This is a genomic window from Novosphingobium indicum, assembly GCF_014645195.1.
Lineage (GTDB): Bacteria > Pseudomonadota > Alphaproteobacteria > Sphingomonadales > Sphingomonadaceae > Novosphingobium > Novosphingobium indicum.
Genome location: NZ_BMLK01000021.1, coordinates 1 through 22,267, shown reverse-complemented (window position 1 = coordinate 22,267; position 22,267 = coordinate 1). Strand labels below are relative to the sequence as shown.

At 63.8% G+C, this 22,267-nt stretch carries 20 protein-coding genes; 8 read left to right on the top strand and 12 right to left on the bottom strand.

The features are described 5' to 3' along the window. Nucleotides 1–3 precede the first annotated feature (3 nt). The 10 genes from IEX64_RS18625 to IEX64_RS18580 all read right to left on the bottom strand — a co-directional run bounded on the left by IEX64_RS18625 (nt 4) and on the right by IEX64_RS18580 (nt 12,397). Entirely contained in the window at nt 4–1,239 is a 1,236-nt protein-coding gene (locus IEX64_RS18625) for a TIGR03087 family PEP-CTERM/XrtA system glycosyltransferase (RefSeq protein WP_188822055.1), read from the bottom strand. Continuing rightward, a complete protein-coding gene (locus IEX64_RS18620) occupies nt 1,239–2,315 on the bottom strand; it encodes a FemAB family XrtA/PEP-CTERM system-associated protein (protein ID WP_188822053.1) in 1,077 nt (358 codons plus the stop codon). Before IEX64_RS18620 ends, IEX64_RS18625 begins: the two co-directional genes overlap by 1 nt. Further along, nucleotides 2,312–3,184 (bottom strand): XrtA system polysaccharide deacetylase, encoded by an 873-nt coding sequence (locus IEX64_RS18615; RefSeq protein ID WP_188822051.1) that lies wholly within the window; start codon nt 3,182–3,184, stop codon nt 2,312–2,314. Before IEX64_RS18615 ends, IEX64_RS18620 begins: the two co-directional genes overlap by 4 nt. A 28-nt stretch (nt 3,185–3,212) precedes the next feature. Beyond that, complete coding sequence (locus tag IEX64_RS18610) at nt 3,213–4,481, bottom strand: XrtA/PEP-CTERM system-associated ATPase (RefSeq protein ID WP_188822049.1); 1,269 nt, start codon at nt 4,479–4,481, stop codon at nt 3,213–3,215. A 20-nt stretch (nt 4,482–4,501) separates the two neighbouring features. Continuing rightward, nucleotides 4,502–6,244: a preprotein translocase subunit YajC gene (locus tag IEX64_RS18605; RefSeq protein WP_229710566.1), complete on the bottom strand. Its 1,743-nt coding sequence runs from the start codon at nt 6,242–6,244 to the stop codon at nt 4,502–4,504. 5 nt (nt 6,245–6,249) lie between these two features. Then, nucleotides 6,250–7,281, bottom strand: a complete 1,032-nt coding sequence (locus tag IEX64_RS18600; protein ID WP_188822047.1) for a P-loop NTPase family protein — start codon at nt 7,279–7,281, stop codon at nt 6,250–6,252. 10 nt (nt 7,282–7,291) lie between these two features. Further along, nucleotides 7,292–8,812 carry an XrtA system polysaccharide chain length determinant gene (locus IEX64_RS18595; protein WP_188822045.1) on the bottom strand — a complete coding sequence of 507 codons (1,521 nt, stop codon included), beginning with the start codon at nt 8,810–8,812 and terminating at the stop codon, nt 7,292–7,294. Nucleotides 8,813–8,828: 16 nt separating this feature from the next. Further along, nucleotides 8,829–9,473: an XrtA/PEP-CTERM system exopolysaccharide export protein gene (locus IEX64_RS18590; RefSeq protein WP_188822043.1), complete on the bottom strand. Its 645-nt coding sequence runs from the start codon at nt 9,471–9,473 to the stop codon at nt 8,829–8,831. Nucleotides 9,474–9,647: 174 nt separating this feature from the next. Then, nucleotides 9,648–10,874 carry a pyridoxal-dependent decarboxylase, exosortase A system-associated gene (locus IEX64_RS18585; protein WP_188822041.1) on the bottom strand — a complete coding sequence of 409 codons (1,227 nt, stop codon included), beginning with the start codon at nt 10,872–10,874 and terminating at the stop codon, nt 9,648–9,650. Further along, on the bottom strand, nt 10,871–12,397 hold the full coding sequence (locus IEX64_RS18580) for an acyl-CoA ligase (AMP-forming), exosortase A system-associated (protein WP_188822039.1): 1,527 nt from the start codon (nt 12,395–12,397) through the stop codon (nt 10,871–10,873). Before IEX64_RS18580 ends, IEX64_RS18585 begins: the two co-directional genes overlap by 4 nt. A gap of 38 nt (nt 12,398–12,435) precedes the next feature. Between IEX64_RS18580 and IEX64_RS18575 the strand changes: the two genes are divergently transcribed. From IEX64_RS18575 to IEX64_RS18560, 4 genes are read left to right on the top strand one after another with little or no spacing between them, the layout of a single operon-like run. Then, a complete protein-coding gene (locus tag IEX64_RS18575) occupies nt 12,436–13,446 on the top strand; it encodes a GNAT family N-acetyltransferase (RefSeq protein WP_188822037.1) in 1,011 nt (336 codons plus the stop codon). Between the two features lie 37 nt (nt 13,447–13,483). Next, the gene (locus IEX64_RS18570) at nt 13,484–13,747 is read left to right on the top strand and encodes an acyl carrier protein (protein WP_188822035.1); all 264 of its coding nucleotides are present in this window, start codon (nt 13,484–13,486) and stop codon (nt 13,745–13,747) included. Nucleotides 13,748–13,766: 19 nt separating this feature from the next. After that, entirely contained in the window at nt 13,767–14,441 is a 675-nt protein-coding gene (locus IEX64_RS18565) for an alpha/beta hydrolase family protein (RefSeq protein WP_188822033.1), read from the top strand. Next, nucleotides 14,438–15,214 carry a hydrolase 1, exosortase A system-associated gene (locus tag IEX64_RS18560; RefSeq protein WP_188822031.1) on the top strand — a complete coding sequence of 259 codons (777 nt, stop codon included), beginning with the start codon at nt 14,438–14,440 and terminating at the stop codon, nt 15,212–15,214. The genes IEX64_RS18565 and IEX64_RS18560 overlap by 4 nt, the downstream gene beginning before the upstream one ends. A 6-nt stretch (nt 15,215–15,220) precedes the next feature. Here IEX64_RS18560 and trxB read toward each other — a convergent pair whose 3' ends face one another. Next, on the bottom strand, nt 15,221–16,192 hold the full coding sequence (gene trxB / locus IEX64_RS18555; RefSeq protein ID WP_188822029.1) for a thioredoxin-disulfide reductase: 972 nt from the start codon (nt 16,190–16,192) through the stop codon (nt 15,221–15,223). 149 nt (nt 16,193–16,341) lie between these two features. On the opposite strand from trxB, the gene IEX64_RS18550 reads away from it, so the two are divergent. Further along, nucleotides 16,342–17,217 (top strand): alpha/beta fold hydrolase, encoded by an 876-nt coding sequence (locus tag IEX64_RS18550; RefSeq protein WP_188822027.1) that lies wholly within the window; start codon nt 16,342–16,344, stop codon nt 17,215–17,217. Here IEX64_RS18550 and IEX64_RS18545 read toward each other — a convergent pair. Continuing rightward, nucleotides 17,214–17,999 (bottom strand): tyrosine-protein phosphatase, encoded by a 786-nt coding sequence (locus IEX64_RS18545; protein WP_188822024.1) that lies wholly within the window; start codon nt 17,997–17,999, stop codon nt 17,214–17,216. The two genes, IEX64_RS18550 and IEX64_RS18545, sit on opposite strands and share 4 nt — an antisense overlap. Nucleotides 18,000–18,069: 70 nt before the next feature. Between IEX64_RS18545 and IEX64_RS18540 the strand changes: the two genes are divergently transcribed. The 3 genes from IEX64_RS18540 to IEX64_RS18530 are packed head-to-tail and all read left to right on the top strand — an operon-like array spanning nt 18,070 to nt 22,204. After that, nucleotides 18,070–19,179 carry an HlyD family secretion protein gene (locus IEX64_RS18540; protein ID WP_188822022.1) on the top strand — a complete coding sequence of 370 codons (1,110 nt, stop codon included), beginning with the start codon at nt 18,070–18,072 and terminating at the stop codon, nt 19,177–19,179. A gap of 24 nt (nt 19,180–19,203) precedes the next feature. Continuing rightward, nucleotides 19,204–20,742, top strand: coding sequence for an MDR family MFS transporter (locus IEX64_RS18535; RefSeq protein WP_188822020.1), 1,539 nt, complete (start codon nt 19,204–19,206; stop codon nt 20,740–20,742). A gap of 1 nt (nt 20,743) precedes the next feature. Then, the gene (locus tag IEX64_RS18530; protein ID WP_188822018.1) at nt 20,744–22,204 is read left to right on the top strand and encodes an efflux transporter outer membrane subunit; all 1,461 of its coding nucleotides are present in this window, start codon (nt 20,744–20,746) and stop codon (nt 22,202–22,204) included. Nucleotides 22,205–22,267: the final 63 nt, after the last annotated feature.

The window sequence follows — 22,267 nt, the reverse complement described above, 5'->3', positions numbered from 1 at the left end:
GTCTCAGGCGGCATCGCTCAGATTCCCGCCTTCGAAACCGAGATAGACGGGAAGCTGGGCAAGCGCTGCGTCCCAGCTGGCGTTGGCGACGATCCACTCCCTTGCGCAATGGCCCATCCGCTCGCGCCGCTTCTCATCGCCGGCCAACCCGATGACAGCCTCGGCCAGGTCTTCATCATCTGCGGCGATGATGAAATCGCGCCCATCGCACGCCTCGATCCCGGTGGCAGCCCCCGGTGAGAGCACCACCGGAACCTGCATGGACATGGCTTCCAGCACCTTGTTCTGAACACCGCGCGCGATTTCGAGCGGAATCAGTGCGATGTCGGCAGCGGCCAGCCAGGGCCGGATGTCCTCCACCCTGCCCCAGACCTCGATGCCGTCCTTGCCGCTGCGCGCCTGAAGCGACGCAGGCGGATTGCGCCCGACGATGTGCAGAGTTGCCTCGGGATAGACCTTGCGCACGAACGGCATCACGCGATCCATGGCGCGAGTAACCGCTTCGACATTGGGCGCGTAATCCATCTGACCGGTGAAGATCAGCCGCGGCGCGCCTTTTTCGAGCATTTGGGCCTCGGGCTCGACAAGCGAAGGATCGAAACCTTCGCTGTCCATGCCATTGCCCATGGCGCAGACATGCGCAGACGGATCTGCCGGGTCGGGAAGACGGGAGCGCAGTAGCCCCGCTTCGGCCTGACTGATCAGCAGGGTTACGTCGCGCGTGTGGGCGATGCGCGCCTCTTCAGCACACAGGAGCTTGCCTTCGCGGCGCTCCATCCAGGAGCGGAAGCCCCTGCCCTTGGCTGCGTAAGCCTCGAACTTGGCGGAATCGACATCGACCAGATCGGCCACGACGCGCCCCCGGAAGTCGGCCGGGACATATTGTGCCATCTGACCGGAAAAGACGTAGATCACATCGATCGGATGGTGCGCCAGAACCTCGTGAACATACCGTTCGAGCCGCCCGTCGTGGAACGCGACAAGACTGAGAGGTTTGCCCGTCGCCAGTGCCTCGATCCCAGCCACCGACAACGACTTGTTGCGGTCGACAAGACGATAGCTCGCCGAAATGGCTGCCAGATTGGCTTCGAACTGGTGATCGTGCCGGTCATCCGCGAAAGTGGCGACATGCACCGGCGCAAGCCGGGCCAGCGCTTTCAAGATGTGGTGTGAGCGGATCTTGTCTCCGCGATCCGGTGGAAACGGGATGCGGTGGGCCAGGAACAGGATTTCGCCCATTAGCCGATCCCGCGCGCAATCAGCGGCCCCAGGCGGTTCGCAACGGCCAGCGGCAAGCGCTGCCAAATCGCAATCTGCAGCGACAGCTTCGAACTCGTCGGATCGGCTTCGCGAGCTGTCGAACCCGGCACGGTCCATGTCGCGTAGGTCAGCGGTTCGGGCTCGAAACCCCAGTTGCGCTTGAAGTGATAAGCGCCGCTTCCGGTCTTGGAGCGACCGAAGTCGAAGCTCGTGCAACCCCGGCGCCGGGCATGGAGCATGAGCTCGTAGTACATGCGGTCATTGGCCCGCAGACGCCGTGCATCCCAAGTGCCCCCGCCCCAATAGGGCATGACCGCACCGCCATGATAGACGCTGATGACGCTGGCCACGGGCCGGTCTTCATGCCGCACGGTGAGAATATCGGCATTCTCGCCGAAAGCATCGACGACGCTGTCGAGCAGCGCCCGTGGGAAGACCGGCGTCCCGAGATTGCGATAGCTCTCACAGAAAACTTCGTAGTGCGCCGCCTTGTCCCGTTCGGACGAGCCGACTTCCACGGTCAGATCGTTGGCAAGTGACTTGCGCACTTCGGCGCGTTGCTTGCGCGGAATCGCCTTGATCTGCTCGTCATCGTCTGCGGCAAGCGGACGGGCGAAGTTGGCGTGGGATTCGGTCTTCAGCGCCCAGCCCTCGCCCTCGGTCGGGAGTGTGCCACCGCGCAGCTCGATCGAAAGGCAGGACTGGCGCCGCGCCAGTTCCTCCACCGCGGAGAACATCGCGTCGGCATCGGCGCCTTCAGTCACCAGTAGACCACCGCCTACAGCGAAACCGGTCGAGGCGACAACGCGCCCGAAAATCGGCGAGTGAATGACATCGACGGGAAGGAATGCGACGATGTCCCCGCCCCGCTCCTGCACCAGAGCCTGAGCCTCGTTACCAGTGGCGCTGGCGACCGATACAAACCACGCCGGGCGATGGTAGGGCGTACCTTCCGGATGTCGGGCAACGAAGCCTTCAAGCCGATCGATCTCGCCGGGGTCGGCCAGATCGACGAGGCGCACTGTGCTGCGCATCAGGGCAAACGGAGCATTCATGCCGCGAGCGCCACTGCTCGGCCTGCCTCGCGGGCCGCAAGTTCGTCCATGCGTCCCCAGCGGAAATCGCCGATCAGTTGGCGGAGCTTGCCGGCCATCACTCCAAGGTTGGTGTAATGCCGCAGCTTCGAGCGCATCGGCGCATCGGCGACGCGGGGCTGTTCGGGGTCGATTTCCCAGGGGTGGAAATAGAACACGGCGGGACGCTTTTCCTCGCGGTTCACCTGCCGGATGGCCCAGCGCGAGAACCCATAAGGCAGAACACGAAAGAACCCGCCCCCGCCGGCAGCCAGACGACGACCCGCGAAAGTTGCGGTGGTCACCGGAATTTCAACGAGATCGCATCCGGGCAAGGGATGAAAAGCAAAGCGCGGGGCCTCGCGCCAACCATAGTGGTCGTGCGTTATCGGCGCCACGCTGGAGCTGTAGGCATAGCCCTGCTCTGCCAGAACTTCGAAAGCCCAGGGCGTACGCGCGTCGATGGAAAAGCTCGGAGCCCGATAGCCGAGAACAGCTGTACCCGAGGCATCCTCGATGGCCTTGCGGGCCCGCGCAATGTCCTGCGCGAAGCCTTCGGCGCCAAGGCGGAACACGCGCTCGTGATCCCAGCCATGGCTGGCGATCTCGTGACCCTCTGCAGCGATCCGGCGCATCAGCACGGGATGCCGTTCAGCCACCCAACCGAGTGTGAAGAATGTCCCCTTCACCCCGCAATCATCGAAAAGACGCAGGATTTCGTCGCAGTTGCGCTCCACGCGGTCGGCAAGCAAGGGCCAGCTGTCCCGGTCGATCACCTTTTCGAAGGCGCCCACCTGGAACCAGTCCTCGACATCGACCGAGAGTCCGTTGATCGGCTCGCTGGAATTCATCGGACGAAACTCCCCGGACGAAAATGGATCAGGCCGCTTCGCGTTGGCCTTCACCGCCTTCGATCCATTCGATCAGCATGGTCAGTGTGTGACGCAGCGTGCGCTCCTGCTCGCCGAGGCGCGCTTCGAGCTTGGCCGCATGATCACTGACGTCAACCAGCTGCGCCTGCAACGCGGCGACCTGCTCGTTCTCGCTTTCGGCTTCTGCGGCAGCGCGTTCTTCCGCAGCCGCGGCCAGGTCATCCATCGCCTGCTTCAATTCGGCGATCTGCGCGTCTCGGTCGACGAGCGCGGATTCGATGAGAGCCACCGCAGCGGCTGCATCGAGCCCGTCCGGCTGAACCGCTTGCGGGGCCGGCGCTTCGGCTTCGACGGCGACATCGTCCGCCGGTGCTTCGCTCTGCACGAAGGGGCGCGGGTCTTCCTGCACCGGGGCCGGTACCGGTTCGGCCGCTTCCGGCTTCTGCGTCACCAGAGCCAGCGATCCATCGTCGTTCATTTCGTCGAGGACCTGACGGACCATTGACCCATCGATACGCGTGCGCTGGTCCACAGCGCCCAGCAGCAGCAGGCGATTGACGATCTGGTTGATCCGGCGCGGAATACCTCCGGTCGCCTCATAGATCTCCGCGAAGACGCGCTGGTCGAAGCTAGGATTGCCCTTCCAGCCCACGCAAGTCATGCGGTGTTCGATGTAGGCCTGCACTTCCTTGGGCAGCATCGCGCTGAGGTGGTGCGCGGCGATCACACGCTGGCGCAGCTGTTCAAGCTGGTTGCTCTCCATCAGCACGTCGCGGAATTCAGGCTGGCCGAGCAGCAGCGTCTGCAGCAGCGGATGCGATCCAAGCTGGAAGTTCGACAGCATGCGCAGCTCTTCGAGCGCGCTGATCGAGAGGTTCTGCGCTTCGTCGACAATCAGCAGGCAGCGGCGGCCGGCGCGCGCTTCCTCGTGCAGATAGGCCTCGATGGCGCCCAGCGCCGAGGCCTTGTCGTGCCCGGCAACCTGAAGACCGAACGCCTGCGCGACAACGTGGACGATCTCCTCACCGTCCAGCGCGCTCGTCACGACGTTGGCCGCCGTCATGCGCGAAGGATCGATCGTGGCCATGAGGTAGGCGACGAGCGTGGACTTGCCCGAACCGACCTCGCCCGTGATGACCACGAAGCCCTCACCTTGCGCAAGGCCATAGCCCAGGTAGGAGAGCGCCTTGCGGTGGGTCAGGCTCTCGAAATAAAACTCCGGATCCGGCGTGAGCTGGAAGGGCCTTGCCTGGAGCCCGTAGAAATCGTCGAACATTGTATGTCCTCCCAGGGGACTCAGAAATTGTAGCGAAGACCGGCCAGTGCCGACGCGGTCCAGATATCGTCGATGTCGGGCGTGTCGCGGCTTGAGCCGTCGACAGCGACCGCCACGTTCGCGCGCAGGCGCCTCGTCAGCAGGCGGGAATAGCTGGCCGAAGCACCATAGCCGGCCACATCCCCGAACAGCGGATCGTTGGACGAGAGCCAGTTTGCATAGACATTGGTCGCCCAGCCGGCGTCACGGCCGAGCGGGCCACTGAGATATCCGGCGAGCCAGTAGTTCTCGTCGATCACGCCATTGGCCGAAGCCAGCACCGTGCCTTCGGCAGCAATGAACTTGCGGCGGTCATAGCCGAGACCGACGCCTGCATTGAGCCGGCCGATCTTCATCGTGTAGCTCGCCGAGATGCCGCGCGCGCGGAACGTCGAGGAGCGCAGCGATCCCAGTGCCCCGGAAAGGCAGTTGTTGCCTTCGAGCGTGTCGACGCAGCCGGTCAGATCGCCCGTCACCGGGTCGCGCACGGCCTCGAAGTCGTCGGGCAGTTCGTTGATCAGGCGGTTGAGCTGACCGCCGTAGCCGGCGATGTTGTTGTAGACCGCAATACTGAGCTGCTTGCGGTCATCGGGCGCATAGGAAAGCGTGCCGCCGAAGTTCGTGGCGCCGTAGCGGCGTCCGACATGCGCGGAGAGCGAAGTGCGCCGGCTCGGGCGCCACATCACGGCAACGTCCCAGGTCAGACCGTTGACGTCGTACGCCAGCACGCGCGGTGCACTCTTGTCCGTCTCGTAGCGGCCATCCGAACCGATCACGGGATTGCCATCAGCATCGCGCACCGCATCGCGGCTCGATACTTCGACGTCCTCGTACCCGATCGCGCCCACAGCCTGCACCGTGCGGCTGACGGGCACTGTCACCATGGCGCGGACCTGCATGTCGCGCAGGCGTTGGTCCAGATTCGAAATGTCTTCCTGGTAGAAGCTACCGCCAACCGCGAGACCCACGGGAAGCACAGTGCCCGGCGCCACACCTGCCTCGACGTCTGCGACCTGCGTCACGCTCTCATCGAAAACGTCCACGGCCGCGACGCCCGGCGCCGATACGAAGGCATTCGACTGATCGACCTTGGTGTAGCCGGCGCGGTAGTTCGCCGTGAGATTCACGGCCCCCGCGCGCGTCGCCACCGAAGGACCGCCATAGACCGAGTAGATCTTGGTCTTGCTCTTGTCCGAAATTTGACCGTTGTTGCCCGCGACAACGCCGTTTTCGACGCTGGCCTGTGTGGCGAGACCGCCTGCTTCCAGCGTCACGCCCGGCACGATGGTGGTGTAACCGCGCGCAATGCCGCTGATCGCATCGCCATCGGCGGCTTTCTTGCCCCATCCGAACTGGCGTTCGTAACGAACCGAGACCGACGCGGCATTGTTACGGCCAGCGATGCCCGCGTCGATGCCTGCAGCCAGCTGCGTATAGGTCAGCACATCGTTGCCCGGCGAAAGCTGGGCATTCACGATCTGATCGACCTCGATATAGGGGCTGATCTCGAGCCGCTTGCTGCCCTTCCCGCCGCGCTTGCTCGCCTTGGAGGGCTGAGATGGCGAAGCCTCGGAACCACTGCTGTCGCTGCCGTTGAAGCCATCGTAACCGATGGACTGGGCCGAGGCCGCGGACGGCATGCTCACCACGGCCAGCGCGACAAGCGCCATGCCCGAGGTCGCGGAAAACCTGATCGATGCCAGTCTGTGCAATGACTGTCGCATCCGTTTCACCCCTTGTAACCGTAATAGGTGCCGAAACGGCGACCGGTGGGACTGAACTGCGCGGCATTGAGAAGAAGCTGGACGTTGGGGCAGGCGTTGAGGAGCGAGATCGCATCCTCGAGCGAGCCCTGCCCGGTGCTGTCGGCCCGGACAATGACCACGGTCTGCCCGACGTACTTGGCAAGCTCGGCCGCCGGCGACGCAGCAAGCGCCGGAGGAGAATCGAAAATGACGATGCGCTGCGGCGTGCCTTCGGTCAGCCGTTCCAGCACCCGTGCCGTGCGCGAGCTGGAGAGGTATTCGCTGTCGTGGTTGCTCGTATCGCCGGCAGGAAGCACCCAGAGCCCCGGAATATCGGTGCCCAGCACGCAGTCGGCAACGTCGATGCTCTCATCCATCAGCGCATCCATCAGACCGGGACCGCCAGGCATGCCGAGCGCCGACAGGATCGAAGGCTTGGCGAAGTCGGCATCGACAAGGAGGACTTCGCTTTCCTTTTCCGCCGCGATGGAAAGCGCGAGATTGAGCGCGCAATAGGTCTTGCCCTCGCCCGGGTGCGGGGAACTGATCAGCACGCGCTGCGCCATCGGACCAGCTTTCTGGCGGCGCAGGTCGGCGGCCTGAACGAGGATCTGGCGCTTCACGATGCGGAATTCTTCGAGCAGACCGGTTACGGCCCCCTCGGGTACGATCAGACCCTGCTCGCGCAGATGCTCGCGGTCGACCGGATGGGGCTTCCCGTGGAAGACAACAGGTATCGGCGCGGGTACTGGTGCTGGTTCTGGTGCCGGCCGTGCCGGCGGCACCTCCTCGTTGACGATGGGTGCCGGGGCCGGCGCTGGCGTTTCAGCAACGGCACGCGGCGGCGGGGCCGGAGCTTCGCGCGGCGGCTGCGCCTTGGCGCGGGCCTCGGCCGGGACTCCACCGGGTTTCGCGATCGCGCTTCTGAAATCGAAACGGCCGGCGGCGCGTTCGAGCAGCGATTCGCTGCGCTTTTCAGACCCTTCGGGCATGGGGATCTTGCTCTGGTCGGTCATGCTGTTCCCCTCACGCCACCATGCCACGCTGGACGAATTCGACGGCGAGCAGCACGACGAACAACCCACCCAGCGCTGCGCTGGCGCCGTAGAAATATTTCATCCGCTTGCGGCGCAGCGCGCGCGCGGCATCGGTCAGATTCTGCGAAATCGCGCCCAGAACCGGCAGCCCCGTGCTCCGCTCGAGACCGGCCGTAGTGCTGAACACCGAACGCACGCGGCTCAACGCGAAAGCACCGGCGCAACCACCGCAGATGCCGACAATCAGCACCCCGAACAGCAATACCGGGCGATTGGGCGCGACCGGCGAGCGCGGCGTCGTCGGTGGATCGACCACTTCGAACTTCACTGCCTCGCGTTCGGTTTTCACCTCGCCGCGCAGCTTGAGTTCCTCGCGGTCCTGCAGGAGCTTGTCGTACTGGCGACGCAGAACGTCGTAGTCGCGATTGATGCGCTGAGCCTGTGCGGACAGCTCCGGATCCTGAATCGCGGCGGACATCAGCGACGAAACATCGGACTGCAATGCTGCACGGCGCGACTGGAGGGCCTGAACATTCGCCGAGCGCTCGGCACGGATGGACTGCAACGAGCTGTAAGCCGGGTTGATGGTTCCACCGCCGCTGGCGGCTTCCTGCGCGGCCGGAGCCTTGAGTGCAGCGATCTGGTTGCGGGCGGCAATAACGTCCGGATGGCTGTCCGTCAGGCCACGTGCCTTCATCGATGCGAGATCGGACTGGGCCTTGGCGAGCCCCGCCTGCGCGCCGCCGCCGTTGGGGCTGGCGATGGTGCGCGGCGTACCCGCGATCTGTCCGTCGATAGCGGCAAGGGCGCTTTGCGCGGCGGCAAGATCGGCCTCGACATCACGCAGTGCCGCGCGCGACGTTTCGAGCCGCTGGATCACCGCTGTCCCGCCCTGGGCAAGTTCGGGGTGCGCAGCCTCGAAAGCCGTGCGCTTCTGCTCGGCCACTTCAAGCTGCTTCTCGCGCTGCTTGAGCTGCTGGTTCACGAATTCCAGCGTCTCGACCATTTCGCCACGGTCGCCCGAGAGGTTCTCCTCACGGAAGATGTCGATCAGCTTCTGCGCAATGTCCTGCGCCAGCTTGGCATTTTCGGCGTCGGAAAAGGACGAGTAGCTTGCGGTGGCGGTGATCTCGAACAGGTTATCCTGCTGGCTCACCACTTTCACATTGTCGGCCAATGCTAGAACCGTCGATTCCATCTGCTTGGGCGATTCGATGGTATCCCCGAGGCGCGTGCCGCGAACGACCTTCTCCAGGTTCACTGCGCTGGTCAGCGTCTGGCGAATGCGTTCGATGTCGCGCTTCTTGTCGGCAACGCCGATGCCGACCTGTTCGGCCAGCGCATCATCGAGCTGAATGAAAATCCGCGCCTGCGATTCGTAGCTGTTGGGGATCAACGCCACCACCAGCCAGCCCAGCAGGCAGATGCCCCAGGCAAGCCCTAGGGCAATCCAGCGCCGTGTCCAGACGCTGTGTATTGCTGAAAGCAGCTCTTCGTAGAGGTTGGTCATCGCCTGCGCCCGCCCCTCAGAACATGCTTTCGGGGATGATGATCACATCGCCGGGCTGCAGCATCACGTTGGCCTTGCTTTCGCCCTTCTTGAGCAGGTCGCCCAGGCGCAGGTTGTATTCCTTCTGCTTGCCACTGCTCTTGTCGAAGCGGATCAGCCGCGCCTTGTTGCCCGCTGCATATTCGGACAGGCCGCCGACGGCGATCATCGCGTCGAGTACGGTCATGTTGGCGCGGTAGGGGATGGAGGCTGGCTTCTCGGTGGCACCGACAACGCGGATCTGCTGGCTGAACGTGCCGGAGAAGTTGTCGACGATCACCGAGACCAGCGGATCCTCGATGTACTGCGACAGCTGCAGGCGCAGGTCTTCGGCCAGCATCGAGGGCGTCTTGCCCACGGCCGGCATGTCGGTGATCAGCGGGGTGGTAATCCGCCCGTCGGGCCGGACCTGAACTTTCGCGCCGAGTTCCGGGTTGCGCCAAACGAAAATCGTCAGCGTGTCGAGCGGCCCGATGACGTATTCCTCACCGGGACCTTCCTGCATCGCCACGAACGAGGCAGGCGGCAATTCCGGTCCCGAGGCCGATCCCATGCACCCCGTCAGGGCGACGCTGGCAAGCGCAGCAGCGGCCAGATGTCGGGCAAAGCGGTAACGCGGCATGGACACATCCTTGTTTGCGCCAACCGCCCCTGTTCCTGCAGGCACGAAGGGATAGCTGGCAAAATCCAGCCTCCGTAATCCGAAAAAAGGGTGAACATTGCGTTAGCCTTGGCCACTGAAAAGTAACCGGGTCCCAAAACGGGACGCGCAACCACTTAAATCCTTACGGCTTTTTCAGACGAGCATTTCCGCTGCCGGTCCCTGCCCGAGGAACGAGGCTGGGCTGGCACTCGCGCCGTACGCCCCTGCGCAGAAGACGGCAACGAGATCGCCCACCTCGGCGCGCGGGAAGCCGCCCTTGTCGGCCAGCTTGTCGAGCGGGGTGCACAGGCACCCGACGATCGAGGATTCTTCCTCGACCGGGACATCGAAACGGGTGGCGATGGCGGAAGGATAGTTGCGGCGCACCACCGTACCGAAGTTGCCGGATGCAGCGAGCTGGTGGTGCAAACCACCGTCGGTAATGAGAAAAATCTCGCCGTGGCTTTCCTTGCGGTCTATGATCCGGGCCAGATAGACGCCTGCTTCACCGACCAGATAGCGCCCGAGTTCTATGCAGAACGCCGTCTCCGCAAGCACGTCAGGCAAGCTGGCGAACTGCTCCGCCAGCTTTTCGCCCACCAGCGGCAAGTCGACCGGGGTGTCTCCCGGGAAATAGGGAATCCCGAGGCCGCCGCCGAGGTTGCAATGGGGGAGCGGCGCTCCGCTATCCTCTGCCAGCTTCGCCGCAAGAGCCAGTGCCTGCGCCTGCGTATCGGCAATCGCCTCGGCATCGAGCGCCTGACTGCCAGCGAAAATGTGAAAGCCGCGCCACTCCGCACCGCTCTCGCGAATCGTGCGGACCAGTGCCGGCACACGTTCGGCATCGACACCGAACGGCTTGGCACCGCCGCCCATCTTCATGCCCGAGCCCTTGAGGTCGAAGTCGGGATTGACGCGCACGGCCAGACGCGGCGTCACGCCCAGCCGTTCGGCAATGGCAAGCGCCCGTGCTGCTTCACCCTCAGATTCGAGATTGAGCGTCACGCCAGCACGGATCGCCGCTTCCAACTCGGCATCGCGCTTGCCCGGCCCGGCAAAGCTAACAGCATCGAGCGGGACGCCCGCACCACGCACGATTTCGAGTTCTCCGCCCGAGGCGATGTCGAACCCATCGACGAGCTGCGTCATCAGCGAAAGCAGCCGCGGAAAGGGATTGGCCTTCACGGCATAGTGCAGCGCCAACCGATCGGGCATTGCGGCGCGTAAGTCGGCGACGCGCTGGCGGACATGGTCTGCGCTGTAGAGGAACAGCGGCGTCGTGCCGGCCTGATCGACCCAGTGGGTTACAGGTTTCCCGGCAATTGCAAGCACGCCATCGACGGCTTCATAGCCGGCGGGAATCGGGCCAAGCTGCTTCATGCCGCAAGCTCCGTCTGCAGGCTGGTCCGGTCGATCTTGCCGTTCGGCCCAATGGGCATGGCATCACGCCAATGAATGACTTTCGGCTGCATGAAGTTCGGCAGTTCCTGCATTAGTTTACGCGGCAATTCTGTTTGCGCATCTGAAGTTCCCGGCGCCGCCCTAACGACGAGATGGACCGCCTGCCCGAGCCGCTCGTCCTTCACGCCGAGAGCCACCGCCTCGGCCACCAGGCCGGTGGCGAGCGCTGCTTCCTCGATCTCCTGCGGACTGATGCGGTTACCCGCGCTCTTTATCATCGCATCACGTCGACCGACGAAATAGAGCAAACCGTCTGCGTCTCGCTTCACGCGGTCGCCGGACCAGACGGCCGTGCCGCCATAGACGGACGCTTTCGGCGCCGGCTTGTAGCGTTCGGCCGTGCGTTCCGGGTCCTGCCAATAGCCCTGCGCGACCAAGGGCCCGCAGTGCACCAGCTCGCCTTCCTGTCCGGCCTCAGCTATGTCGCCCATATCGTTGATTACCAAGATTTCTGCGTGCGGAATGGCGGTCCCCATCGAGGTCGGATGGGTATCGATCAGATCGGGATCGAGATAGGTCGACCGGAAGGCCTCGGTGAGACCGTACATGGCGAAGAGACGCGCCCCCGGAAACAACGCGCGCATGCGGTGAACGAGATCGACGGTTAGCGCGCCGCCACTGTTTGTCAGCCGGCGCAAGCGCGCGGCCGTCTCGGCGGGCCAGTCGAGCTCGCAGACCTGCACCCAGAGCGGCGGGACAGCCGCCAGCGTCGTGATCGCATGACGCTCGACGGCCTTCATGACGTCACGCGGCATGAGGTAATCGAGCGGGACTACGCAGCCGCCAGCGTACCATGTCGAAAGCAGCTGATTCTGGCCGTAGTCGAACGAAAGCGGCAACACGGCCAGCGTGCGGTCATCGCTTGCCATGCCAAGGTAGTCGGCCACGCTATCCGCGCCGAGCCACATATTGGCGTGGCTGAGCATCACGCCTTTGGGCCTTCCGGTAGAACCACTGGTATAGAGGATCGCGGCCAGATCGTCCGGATCGGCTGTCGACGGGGCAAGGTCGCCGGCCAGATCCTGCGCGTCGTTCAAAGCCTGTGCTTCCTCGACGATCCGGCACTGCGACGAAACATCGCCATCCTGCAGCGTCTTGAGCCGCGCGGGCGTACCGATCAGCATCACGGCGCCGCTGTCCGCCAGGATATGCGCCACTTGTGCGTGCTTGAGCAGCGGGTTGATCGGTACATGGACCAGCCCGGCCCGCGCCGCGGCCAGCGGCATGAGGCAGGTCAGTTCGCCTTTCGCAGCCCAACTTGCCACGCGCGCGCCCTTATCGGGCACCTCATGCGCCAGCCACGCGGCGAGGCGAGAGACACGCGATCTTAATTCTCGGTAGCTAAGCACACCTTCACGCAAGACCAGCGCATCGGCCTCGTCGTCCCCGCGTAGGGCGAGATGGTCGAGCGGCAGGACGGAATTTTCAGGACTGCCGCGCATGGTCAGACAATGGCTCCGTGGAAGGGTTTCGAAGTAACGTGGTAAAGATCGAATATCACTCCGATCTTAAGGAAGTGCAATCGGATGGCCAGCTTGCGCGGCTGCTCTCCGATGCCTCCCAGCATGCCCCGTTCGACCGGCTCGCCTGGTGGCAGTTGCTGGAAGAGCATTGTGACCTAAAGCCCCTCCTCGCCGTAGCCCGGGAGGCGGACAGTGCGGCAGTGCTCGCACTGGCAGGGCCGGACGGTCACCTCACGGCACTGGCCAACTGGTATACGTTTCGTTTCCGCCCCATCGTGACGGACGATCAGCCCCCGCTTGCAGAACTTGCTCGCGAACTCGCTGGACGAGCACACCGCATCACAATCTCCGGTCTTCCCGATGAGGACGATAGCGCCAGCCTGCTTGAAGCCGCCTTCACATCGGCCGGCTGGCTCGTGCGGCGGGAAGTCTGCGATACGAACCACATCCTCGCCGTGTCTGGCCGCGACTATGACGCCTATATCGCGGGCAGACCGGGCAAGCTGCGCACCACGCTCAAGCGCAAATCGAACAAGGTCGATACGCAGATCCTCACGCATTTCGATGCGGATGCCTGGGCCGCGTATGAGGATATCTACAGCGAAAGCTGGAAGCCCGAGGAAGGCTCGCCCGATTTCCTGCGCGCTTTTGCGCAGCAGGAAGGCGAAGCCGGGCGACTCAGGTTGGCCGTTGCCCGGCCCGCCGGTGGCGACGAGGCAATCGCAGCGCAAATGTGGACTGTCGAAGGTGGAACGGCTTTCATTCACAAGCTCGCCCACCGCGAGGCGGCCAAGCCGCTATCGCCCGGATCGGTGCTCACTGCGGCCCTGTTCCGCCATGTGATCGACACCGACAAGGTCGATCTCGTCGACTTCGGCACGGGCGATGATCCGTACAAACGGGACTGGATGGAGGAAGTCCGCCCCCGCTTCCGGCTCGACATGTTCCGCCCGATGGCGCTGCGCAACTGGCCCGAGCTTGGCAAGATCGGCCTGCGACGCCTTGCCGCCAAGGCCAAGCGCGGCTAGAGGCGCGCCGTTAATCATGCGAGTTCACCGAGGGGCCATGTCCAACGATACCGACCAGTTGCTGCGCCGCATCCTTACCGATGTGCTGGGGCTCAAGCCGGGCCAGGCTGACGGTTTCGATGCCGACACCGGCCTGTTCGGCCACCTGCCCGAGTTGGACTCGATGGCCGTGGCCGGTCTGCTGACCGAACTGGAAGACCGCCTCGACATAGTTATCGAAGACGATGAGATCGACGGCGAGATGCTCGAAACCTATGGCGGCCTGCTCGCCTTTGCCGAGGCCAAGCTCGCCGAGGCATGAGCATGCGGCGGCCTTTGCGATGACGCCGACGAACTGGCCCTGTCCGCTGCCCGATGGCGGCATGAGCCAGGAATACGCCCTCACCTTCGACCGCCAGCGCCGCCACCGCCTGCTGATCCTCCCTGCCCTGTTCGACGAAGGCAATCGCCTGCGCCGTTTTACGGTGGAAGTGATGCGTCGACTCGATGCGGCCGGGATCGACGCATTCCTGCCTGACCTGCCCGGCTGCAACGAAAGCCTGCAGCCTCTCGGCAAACAGACGATTCCCGGCTGGCTCGCTGCGACCATCGAAGCGGGCCGCCACTTCAGCGCTACCCATGCGCTGGGCGTTAGAGGTGGTTGCCTGTTCACGCCGGTAGAGCTTCCGGCCCTGCACTATGTACCGGTCAAGGCGGCCTCGATCCTTCGCCAGATGCTCCGCGCGCGGGTTCTGTCCTCGCGCGAAGCCGGACGCGAGGAAACCCGCGAAACGCTAGCCGAGCAGGCCCGGACCTCGGGAATAAACCTTGCCGGCTATGAGTTTGGCGCTGATTTCTACAGCCACTTCGAGCCCTTGGTGCCCGACAGCGGCGCAACCGTCATCGAACAAGGCAAGCTCGGTGGAAGCGGCTTGTGGTTGCGGGCCGAACCCGACGAGGATGCCACGCAATCCGATACACTAGCCGCCATCCTGACGGCCGAGATCACGGCATGACCCGGCGTCAATTCACCTTTCGTTGCGAGGGCGCCCAACTTGTCGGAACGCTGGACGAGGCAGCAGGCACCACCGGACTGCTGCTCGTGACCGGCGGCAATGAAATCCGGGCAGGAGCGTGGAACGGACAAGCACTGTTTGCGGACCACATTGCTCAGGCCGGGCATCCAGTCCTGCGCTTCGACCGCCGAGGCACCGGCGACAGCGAGGGCATCAACGGTGGCTTTCGCTCCAGCGTACCCGATCTGGCCGCTGCCCTAGCAGCTTTTCGCGCGCAGTGCCCCCACCTTACCCGCGTGGTCGGTTTCGGCAATTGCGATGCAGCCAGTGCCCTGATGCTGGCTGGTGGCGCCGGGTGCGATGGGCTGATCCTGTCCAACCCCTGGACCATCGAAGACGACTCGGAAGAGGCTCCGGCCGAAGTCGTACGCGACCACTATCGCCGCCGCCTGACCGATCCGGCCGCGATCAAGCGCCTGCTCACCGGGAAAGTCCCGATCGGCAGCCTGATCCGCAGTCTGCTTTCCGCCCTCCGCCCTGCACCGAAGGCCCCGGAAGGCCTTGCTGCAGAGATCGCGGCGGGACTGGCTTCATTTTCCGGAGAGGTTCGTTTCCTGATTGCAGGCCGCGACCGCACCGGCCTCGCCTTCCTGTCGAAATGGGACAAGACCGATCCGCGCATCTGCACCTTTGCAGAGGCGACGCACAGCTACGTCGAGCCGGCCGCGCAGGACTGGCTCGTCGAGCAGGTGCTGGAGGTGCTGCGTAACTGAGCCCCGTCAGCCCTGTACGGTTGCGGTAACCCCGCTGAATTCCTTCTCGGCGAGATAGCGCTCGGCATCGAGAGCGGCCATGCAGCCCATACCCGCGGCAGTGACCGCCTGACGATAGGTGTGATCGCAGACGTCACCTGCAGCGAAGACACCCGGCACGTCGGTCTTCGGCGTACCCGCCTTGACCAGAAGATAGCCCGAATCGTCCATGGCGAGCTTGTCCTTGAACAGCTCGGTCGCCGGTGCATGACCGATGGCAACAAAGGCGCCGTCGGTCTCGATCTCGCTTTCCTCACTCGTCTGCGTGTCGATCAGCGCGAGAGCACGAAGCTCGCTGTTCTCGCCGCCTACGAAGCGTTCGACCCGTTTGTTCCACAGCACCGAGATCTTGGGATTGGCCATGAGCCGGTCTTCCAGAATCTTCTCGCAGCGCAGCGAGTCGCGGCGGTGGATCAGCGTCACGTCATCGGAATGGTTAGTGAGGTACAGCGCCTCTTCGACCGCGGTATTGCCGCCGCCAATGACCACCACCTTCTTGCCGCGATAGAAGAACCCGTCGCAGGTGGCGCAGGCGGAAACGCCCTTGCCCGAGAGTTCCTGTTCGCCAGGTACACCCAGCCACTTGGCCTGCGCGCCGGTGGAGATGACGAGCGTATCGCCTTCGTAAATGTCGCCGCCATCGCCGATCGCCTTGAAGGTGTCGCCGGTAAGATCGACGGACGTGATCGTATCCCACATCATGCGCGTGCCGACATGCTCGGCCTGCGCCTGCATTTCCTGCATCAACCAGGGGCCCTGAATGACGTCACGGAAGCCCGGATAGTTCTCGACGTCGGTGGTGATCGTCAGCTGCCCGCCGGGCTGCAGACCCTGCACCACGATCGGCTCGAGCCCGGCACGCGCGCCGTAGATCGCGGCGGACAGGCCGGCGGGGCCGGAACCGATAATGAGCATGCGGGTCTTGTGCGTGGTCGCCATGTAACTTGCCTCCGGCGTGAATCTCTCAAGTGGCGAAATAGGGACATTGGCGCGCTTTTGCCAAGCGCAGGGCGCCAATCGAAATTGTTCTCCCCCGTAAATCAGGGCTTCGATTGACCTTGCGCGCGGTCCGTACCAATTTCCCGCGCATGGAAACGCAGCTAGGCCCCACCTCCAACCGCTTCATATCGCAGCGCCTTCGCCTCAACTACGTCGATTGGGGCAATTACGGTGCGCCGCCGCTGATTCTCCAGCACGGCGGACGCGACCATTGCCGCAGCTGGGACTGGGTGGCCGAACAGCTACGCCACGACTGGCACGTGATCTGCCCCGACCTGCGCGGCCATGGCGACAGCGAGTGGTCGCCCGAGGGGCACTACGGGATGGACGCCTTCGTCTACGACTTCGCGCAGCTCGTGCATACGCTGGGCTATGAGAAGGTGACGATCATCGCCCATTCGCTGGGCGGCAACATCGCCACCCGCTACACCGGCCTCTATCCTGAAAAGGTCGAGAAGCTCGTCAACATCGAAGGGCTCGGCCCGCCGCCGCAGATCCGCCGCGAGATGGAAGAGAAGAGCGTCGGCGAGCGGCTGCGCCAGTGGGTGGAAGACAAGCGCAAGGCCTCTGGCCGTACGCCGCGCAAGTATGCCACGCGGCGCGACGCCTATCAGCGGATGAAAACGGAAAACACTTTCCTCACCGATGAACAGGCGCGGCATCTGACCATCCACGGCGCCAGCCGGAACGAGGATGGCACATGGAGCTGGAAGTTCGACAATTACCTCAACGTCTGGTCCGCATCGGACCGGCCCACCGATGAAATCATCGCCTTGTGGGAAGCCATCACCTGTCCGATCCTGATGCTGTGGGGCAAGGACAGCTTCGCTTCCAGCCCGGCTTCGGACGGTCGCATGGACCATTTTCCCACCGCGCAGCTCATCGAGTACGAGAACGCCGGGCACTGGCTGCACCACGACCAGCTCGACCGGTTCATGGGCGACGTGAAGACGTTTCTCGGCTAGTCCTCGACCAGCTCGGCACGCAGCCTGTCACGCGTTGCCGCATCGATACCAAGCGCCTCTTCGAGATAGGCATCGATGGAGCCATGGCGCTCCTCGATCGCGGCCAAGGCCGTTTCGAGATATTCCGGTTGGACGCCCATGAGCACGCGCAGGACAGCATCGTCGAGTTGCCCGGTAACCGCACGGATCGTTTCCGCGCCGGCCGCGATACGCGCTTCGGGATCTCCCGCCGTGTTCGTCAGCAGGTAGTCCTCGACCACATCGTCGCGGTGTACGCCTACCGCCAGGTGAAGCATCGCGACCGCGATTCCGGTCCTGTCCTTGCCTGCCATGCAATTGACGAGGCTCGGTCCGTGTCCCTCGGCCAGCCGTGAGAGATAGCGTCCGACCATCGTCTGAAGCTCCGGGCGGAAGCAAATCGCGCTGTAATTGCGTACGAGGCTTTCGTGCGTCGATTGCGCCGTGCGCTCGCGCGGGGTCTGTGCCGCAGCGATATGAGGCGCATGCCTGCGCACCGGATCATCGCTGAAAAACACTTCTGCTTCAAAGTTTTGCGGACGGCGACAGGGATGTGATTCGCGCTCCTTCGATGTGCGCAGATCGAACACGCTGGCGAGCCCAAGTGCGCCAATCTTTTCCAGATCCGAATCGGTGGCGCCATGATGCTGTCCGGAACGCCAAAGAACCCCGCAGCGCAGGCGTCCGCCCCCAGCTACGGAATACCCTCCGCAGTCCCTGAAGTTGTGCACACCGTCCAGCGGAAGGACCCGTTCCAATGTCATCTCCTATCTTCCTATTGCCGATAGTAGCCATGCTTAGTATCGGCACATAGCAGTCAGAACAGGAAGTTTCATGAACGCTGAGACCACTATTTCGGCCGAAGGCGAAAACGAGACCGTAACGCCGCCCCGCAAGCGCAGCCTGCGGACCATCCTCATGGTGACAGGACCGGCTCTGGTCCTGATCGGTGCCGGGTGGTTCTACCTTACCGGTGGGCGCTACGAGTCGACCGACAATGCCTCGCTGCAGACCGGCATGGTCGCGATCAGTCCCAGCGTCTCGGGCACGGTTGTCTCGGTCGAGGTCAGTGAAAACCAGCGCGTCAGCAAGGGCGACGTGCTGTTCCGTATCAAGGCCAGCAGCTATGAAGCGGCCGTTGCCGAAGCCGAGGCCGAACTGGCCAATGCCCGCACCGATGCCAGCTCGCTCCAGGCGGATCACCGCGAAGCCCTCTCACAAGTCAGCGCGGCCAAGGCACGCTACGACCTGGCGACCAGTGAAGCAGCCCGCCAGAAGTCGCTGGTGGCCGAAGGCATCTCTTCTCAGGCCCAGTACGACGAAGCCGTGACCGAAGCCCGCACCGCACGCGACAGCATCGCCGCAGCGCAGGCCAAGGCGGAAAGCCTGCGCGCCAGCCTTGCCGGAAGCGTCACGGGCGACGTCGCCTCGCAACCGTCGGTTCGCAAGGCGGCCTCCAAGCTTGAACAGGCGCGAATTGCTCTTGGCGATACGGTCGTGCGCGCGCCGCAGGATGGCGTCGTGACCCGGGTCAACCAGCTTCAGCCGGGCAACTATGTCACGCCCGGTCGTCCGGTCTTCATGTTGACCGGGCTGCACTACTGGGTGCAGGCTAACTTCAAGGAAAACCAGCTGCGCTACATGCGCGTGGGTCAAGCGGCCGAAATCGAGGTCGATGCCTATCCCGACGAAAAGCTGGAAGGCCATGTCGAGAGCTTCAGCCCCGGCACGGGTTCGAGCTTCTCTGTGCTTCCCGCCGAGAACGCCACAGGCAACTGGGTGAAGGTGGTGCAGCGCCTTCCTGTCCAGATCGCGATCGACAACGCCCCCGAGGGCCTGCCTCTCAGCGCCGGCCTGAGTGCAACCGTCGAAGTCGACACCGGACACCAGCGCCACCTCTTCGGGTCCGATACCGCGGCCAAAGCGCCGGGAACGAAGCAGTAGCGCAGGCTGCCAGCGGCCCATGCGATGACGTCCGAACTCCCCATCCAGTATCCGAGCAAGGCTCGACGGATGCTGATCACGGTGCCTTCGATGATCGCCTCGACCATGGTCGCGGTGGACATCACGATTGCGAACGTAGCGCTGCCGCATATGCAATCGAGCCTCTCGGCATCGCAGGAGCAGGTGCTGTGGGTGCTGACATCCTACTTGGTGGCAGGCGCGATCGCGACGCCGCTGAGCGGCTGGCTCGCCGGAAGGGTCGGCCGCAAGAACGTCATGCTGTTCTCGGTCGGCGGGTTCACCTTGGCCTCGGCTCTTTGCGGGCTTTCTACCAGTCTGACGATGATCGTGTTCGCGCGCTTCCTGCAAGGCGCCTTCGGTGCAGCGCTGATCCCGCTCAGTCAGGCGATCCTGCTCGACATCAATCCGCCTGAAGAACACGCCAAGGCCATGGCCATTTTCGCACTGGGTTCGATGGCTGGGCCGATCATCGGCCCGACGCTGGGCGGCTACCTCACCGATACGCTGAGCTGGCGCTGGGTCTTCTTCATCAATGTGCCTTTCGGCGTCCTCTCGTTTGCAGGGATGGCGGCCTTCCTCATCCGCCGTCACAACCGCGAAGTGCATCGCTTCGACCTGTTCGGCTTCGTCACGGTATCGATCGCACTCGCATCACTGCAGCTTATTCTCGACCGCGGCGAGCATCTTGACTGGTGGGAATCCACCGAGATCCGCATCTATGCGCTGATCCTCTGCATCTCCGGCTACCTGACCGTGGTGCACATGTTCACCGCGACGGATACCTTCATCAAGCCGCGCCTGTTCCGCGACCGCAACTTCGCGGTGGGTTCCATCTTCAGCATGATGATCGGCATCGTCGCCTTTGCCACCATCCCCATGGTGGTGGTGATGACCCAGTCGCTACTGGGCTACTCGGCGCTCCACACTGGCCTCGTCGGCCTGCCTCGCGCGTTCGGCACGCTGGTCTCCATGGTCATCGTAACGCGGCTGGTTTCGATCCTCGACGTACGCGTAGTCATTATCGCGGGCCTGACGATCATGGGCATGAGCATGCTCATGTATTCGCACATGGACCTTTATGTGGACGAACGCACGCTGCTGATCACCGGCTTCGTGCAGGGGCTAGGCAGCGGCCTGATCTTCGTGCCGCTCTCGGTCGTGGTGTTTTCAACGCTGGCTCCGGCGCTGCGCAACGAAGGCGCATCGATGTATGCGCTGACCCGCAATATCGGCAACGCCATCGGCATCTCGCTGCTGAACGTGCAACTGGTTCAGGACATTGCCGCCTCCCGGAACACCCTTATCCAGGGTCTGCGTCCAGATAACCCGGCCGTTCTCTACGCTCGCCCCGGTCTGGACTTCAATTCGACCGAAGCGCTGGCCCGTCTCAACGGCGAGGTCATGCGCCAGGCCAGCATGGTCGGCAACATTTCGATCTATCACTTCGTCTTCATCCTCACCCTGGTACTGATTCCGCTGGTGCTCTTGCTGCGCGTGGACAAGGTAAAGGGCGGGGATGCCACGCTTCCAATTGGGGAATGACATGAAGCGCACCACCGCCGCCGCCCTCGTCCCGCTGCTTGGTTCGTGCCTGCTTGCCGGAGGCTGCATGACGGCTGGGCCGGACTTCACGGCACCGCCCGCGCCCTCCGCCTCTGCAGGGTATGCCGACGATGGCGGCAGCCGCGCCGTGCTGAACGAGGGGCCGGAAGGCCAATGGTGGAAGGTGTTCGGCTCCGCGGAGCTGGACGCGCTGGTCGACCGTGCGCTGGTGGGGAACCACAGCCTTGCCGCAAGCCGCGCGACGCTTGCCAGGGCTCGCGAGCGCATCGCGGCCGTTGCCGGCAAACGCCTTCCGCAGGTCGATGCGCAAGGCCGCGGGGAATACCAGCAGGTAAACCTTGCCGCTTTCGGTTTCGACGGTTTCGGTGGACAGAGTATCTCCAATCCCGAGTTCGATCTCTACACTGTGGGCGGCGGCGTCTCCTACGACCTTGACCTGTTCGGCAAGAACCGCCGCGCGCTTGAGCAAGCCGCCGCACAGGCCGAAGCGCAACAGCGGGCGACCTCCGCCGCGCATCTCGTCATTGCCGGCCGTGTGGTGTCGCAGGTTCTCGCCATCGCGGCGCTCAACGACCGCATTGCGACCGAGCGCAAGCTGCTTTCCGAAGACGAGCGCAACCTCTCTCTCACGCAAGCGCGCAAGAACGCCGGCGCCGGCACACTCGTCGAAGTGCTGAGCGCCCAAGGCCAGCTTGCCGGAGACAAGGCGAGCCTTCCCGCACTGGAACAACAATTGGCGGAAGGGCGTGCCATGCTGGCGGTCCTGCTCGGCATTTCTCCGGCCGAACTGGGTTCGACCGACTTCGTGCTTGATGACTTCATCCTGCCTGCCAGCGTCCCGGTCGCACTGCCCTCGGCGCTGGTCCACAAACGACCGGACATTCTGGAGTCAGAATCGCGTCTGCATGCCGCGGTTGCCGGCGTCGGTGTCGCGACAGCGGAACTCTACCCGGACATCACGATCGGCGCTTCGATCACGCAGTCCACCTCCGAACCCGGCAAGATCGCGAACAGCAAGTTCAACGCCTTCGATATTTTCGCCGGCATGACAGCCCCGATTTTCCATGGCGGCACACTCAAGGCCAACAAACGCGGTGCGGAAGCGGAAGCACGCGCGGCCGCTGCGGAATACCAGCAAGTCGTGACCGAAGCTTTCGGGCAGGTCTCCAGCCTGCTTTCCGCGCTGGACAGCGACAGCCGCGAACTGGAAGCTCGCCACGAAACCGCAACCATCGCGGATCGCTCGCTCCACCTGTCGCGGCGCAGCTTCCAGGTCGGCAACAGCGGCATCCTGCAAGTCCTGGATGCCAGCCGCTCCTACCAGCGCGCACGTCTGGCCTTGCTGGAAACGCGGATCCGCCAATACCAGAATGTCGCACGTCTATACGTCGCGACAGCAGGTGGTTGGGATGTTTCGGAAGTGACGGAACCTGCCAGCTAGAGCGGTTTTCGATCATTCTGGTTCGTACCCGCATGATTTGAAGTAGTTGGCGCATTCGTGGGG